The sequence below is a fragment of the Caulobacter sp. D5 genome, from assembly GCF_003185805.1.
In the GTDB taxonomy this organism is placed as follows: domain Bacteria; phylum Pseudomonadota; class Alphaproteobacteria; order Caulobacterales; family Caulobacteraceae; genus Caulobacter.
In genome coordinates this window covers 1-2939 of the sequence record NZ_QHJY01000182.1, presented here as the reverse complement: position 1 = coordinate 2939, position 2939 = coordinate 1, and the positions used below count along the sequence as shown (strand labels likewise).

2 protein-coding genes and 1 pseudogene are annotated in these 2939 nt (G+C 73.6%); 1 reads left to right on the top strand and 2 read right to left on the bottom strand.

Going from position 1 to position 2939, the window contains the following annotated elements:
* Positions 1-68, top strand: a pseudogene (locus DMC18_RS25645) (two-component system response regulator); the annotation flags it as partial.
* On the opposite strand, the gene DMC18_RS13060 reads toward DMC18_RS25645, so the two are convergent.
* Complete coding sequence (locus DMC18_RS13060; RefSeq protein WP_110119311.1) at positions 58-1608, bottom strand: sulfite reductase flavoprotein subunit alpha; 1551 nt, start codon at positions 1606-1608, stop codon at positions 58-60. The pseudogene DMC18_RS25645 and the gene DMC18_RS13060 sit on opposite strands and share 11 nt — an antisense overlap.
* Entirely contained in the window at positions 1605-2609 is a 1005-nt protein-coding gene (locus DMC18_RS13055; protein ID WP_110132994.1) for an FAD:protein FMN transferase, read from the bottom strand. The genes DMC18_RS13060 and DMC18_RS13055 overlap by 4 nt, the downstream gene beginning before the upstream one ends.
* Between the last annotated feature and the right edge of the window lie 330 nt (positions 2610-2939).

The window sequence follows — 2939 nt, the reverse complement described above, 5'->3', positions numbered from 1 at the left end:
ACATCCAGCGGGTCTACGAGATGTGCGGCCACAACGTCTCCGAGACGGCCCGCCGCCTCAGTACACATCCCGCCGATACCGACCCTGATCGGCCAGATCCTCAAGCGCCTGAACGCCCAGGATCTCGCCCAGCGCGGCGTGGACCTCGCGCGACATGCCTTCCAGCGAGCCGCAGACATAGATCGCAGCGCCCCGGGCCACCCAGGCCCGCACCTCGTCGGCCGCCGCCCGCAGGCGGTGCTGGACGTAGACCTTGTCGGCCTGGTCGCGGGAGAAGGCCAGATCCAGCCGCGCCAGCACGCCCGAGGCGAGCCAGGCCTCGATCTCGTCGCGATGGAAGTAGTCGTGGGCCGCCGAGCGCTCGCCGAACACCAGCCAGTTCTGCTTGCGGCCCAGCGCCGCGCGGGCCTTCAGGTGGCTGCGCAGGCCGGCGAGGCCCGTGCCGGCGCCGATCAGGATCATCGGCCGGTCGTCGGCCGGCGCGTGGAAGCTGCGGTTGGAGCGCACGCGGCCGGCGATCTCGGCGCCGACGCTCGCATGCTCGACCAGCCAGCCCGAGCCCAGGCCGGGCTTGCCGTCGGCGCGGCGCATCAGCCGCACGACCAGCTCGACCCCGCCGTCGGTCGGCAGGGAGGCGATCGAATATTCGCGGTGGGGCAGGGCGGGCAGGGCGTCGATCAGGGCCTGGGGCGCGGTCCCGGCCAGCGCCTTGATGGCCGCCTCCTCGTGCGGCAGCCGCCGCCAGGACAGGACCTCGCCCAGGGCCTGGGCCTCGTCGGCCTTCACCGGGGTCTCGGCCGACAGCGACAGCCGCGCCAGCAGGTCGGCCACGTCGGCGGGAGCGTTGCGCGGGCCGATCTCGACGATGTCGCCGGCCTGCCAGGTCACGTCGCCGTCCAGCGGTTCCAGGCGCACATGGAAGGCGCCTTCGCCGGCCGAGCCGGGATTGAGCAGGCGGCGATCGGCCAGTTTCCAGCGGCCATAGGCCGGGCGGCTCCAGTCGGGAGCGTCGGTCGAGCCGGTGAGCACCGAAAGCTGCGACTGCCAGTGGCGCAGGGCGGCGGCCTCACCGTCATCGACCTCGACCGTGTCGAACAGGCGCGATCCGCCGTTGCGGGCCAGCCAGGCGTCCAGGCTGTGACCGAAGGCGCAGTAGTGGGCATAGCTGCTGTCGCCCAGGGCCAGCACGGCGTAGGTCAGGCCCGACAGGTCCGGCTCGGTCGCCATGACGTCGCGGATGAAGCGGCGGGCGTTGTCGGGGGCGTCGCCCTCGCCGGTGGTGCTGACGATGAAGAGGGCGCGGCCGGTCAGGTCGGCGGGCTCGACGGCGGCCAGTTCGCGCAGGCGCGCCGGCACGTTCGCGGCTTGCAGCGCTTTCGCCGTGGCCAGGGCCAGTTCCTCGGCGAAGCCGGTCTGGCTGGCGAAGGCCACGAGCACCGGCTCGCCCGCGCCGGCGGCCAGGGCCTTCTCCTCGCGGGCGGCCTTGGCCTTGCGCAGGGCGACCTTCAGGGCGATCCCGGCGCACAGCAGCAGGTAGAGGCCGACGACGATCGCGGCCAGGACCAGACGGCGCGAGCCCGGCGGCAGGCTGGAAAGCAGGTCGGTCATTCGTCGAGCATCGCCTGCAGGGCCGGCGACAGGCGTTCGCTGAGACCATTGGGGCCGCGCGTGACGATCAGGGCCGGCAGGTCGCGCGCCGTGGCGAAGGCCAGGGCGGCGTCCGGACCCATGACGGTCAGGGCGGTGGCCAGGGCGTCGGCGGTCATGCACTCGGGGTGCAGCACGGTGACGCTGACCACGCCGGCGTCGCAAGGGACGCCCGAGGCGGGATCCAGCGTGTGGGCGTAGCGCTTGCCCGCATGGTCGAAGAACCGGCGATAGTCGCCCGAGGTCGCCACCGACAGGCCGTGCAGGGCCAGCACCGTGCGCGGGGCGGCTTCGTCGTTGGCGCCGGCGAGCGGCGGGCGCTCCAGCTCGACCCACCAGGGCTGGCCGTCGGGCTTGGCGCCCGTGCCGCGCAGCTCGCCGCCGACCTCGACGAGGTAGGAGCGCACGCCGGCCCGTTCCAGGGCGCGGGCGGCCTCGTCGACGCCGAAGCCCTTGGCGATGCCGTTGAGGTCGATGTGAAGGCCGCCCGGCTGAAAGAGGGCGTCGCCGTCCAGCGTCACGCGACGCCAGCCGATGGGGGCGCGGGCGGCGTCGAGGGCGTCGGCGCTCGGCGGCTCGCCGGAGAAGGGGCGGGGGCCGAAGCCCCAGAGATCGGTGACCGCGCCCAGGGTGGGGTCGAACGCGCCGTCACTGCCTTCGGCGACCTCGAGGGCGCGGCGCAGCACGGTCGCGAAGCCGGCGGGCAGGGCGGTCCAGGTTCCGGCGGTCGAGCGGTTGAAGCGCGACAGGGCCGACATCGGATCCCAGGCGCTCATCTGCGCGACGACCTGGTCGAGGGCGCGCTGGACCATGGCGGTCATGGCCGCAAGGTCGGTGGTGGCGGGCAGCACGGCCTTGACCGACCAGGTCGTGCCCATGGTCGCTCCGTCGAACCCGCGCACGATCCCGCCCACCGGTCGGGCCGGCGGTTCGCTGATCAACGGGACGAGGACGCGGGTCATGGGGGAGAAACCTCTTCCCTTCCCCCTTGATGGGGGAAGGGCAGGGTTGGGGGTGGAGCGGCGGTGGACGTCACCCCGGCGCAGCAAGGTCCTGAACCGGTGTCACCCCCATCCCCGACCCTTCCCCCATCGAAGGGGGAAGGGAGATATGCGGATTACGGACGCTGGGCTTCGAACGTCGCGGTGTAGCTCGCGCTGAAGCCGTTGCCGGCCAGCGGGCCGGTCTGGCCGCCGCCGGGGCCGCCCGGACCGCCTTGACCACCACCGGGAGGACCGCCTTGCGGGCCGCCGGCCGGGGGAGGACCGCCCTGAGGACCACCGGGGCCGCCC

Bases quoted from the DNA above. Each gene is read 5' to 3' on its own strand.
- DMC18_RS13060 (WP_110119311.1), bottom strand. From the start codon at position 1,608: ATGACCGACCTGCTTTCCAGCCTGCCGCCGGGCTCGCGCCGTCTGGTC.
- DMC18_RS13055 (WP_110132994.1), bottom strand. From the start codon at position 2,609: ATGACCCGCGTCCTCGTCCCGTTGATCAGCGAACCGCCGGCCCGACCG.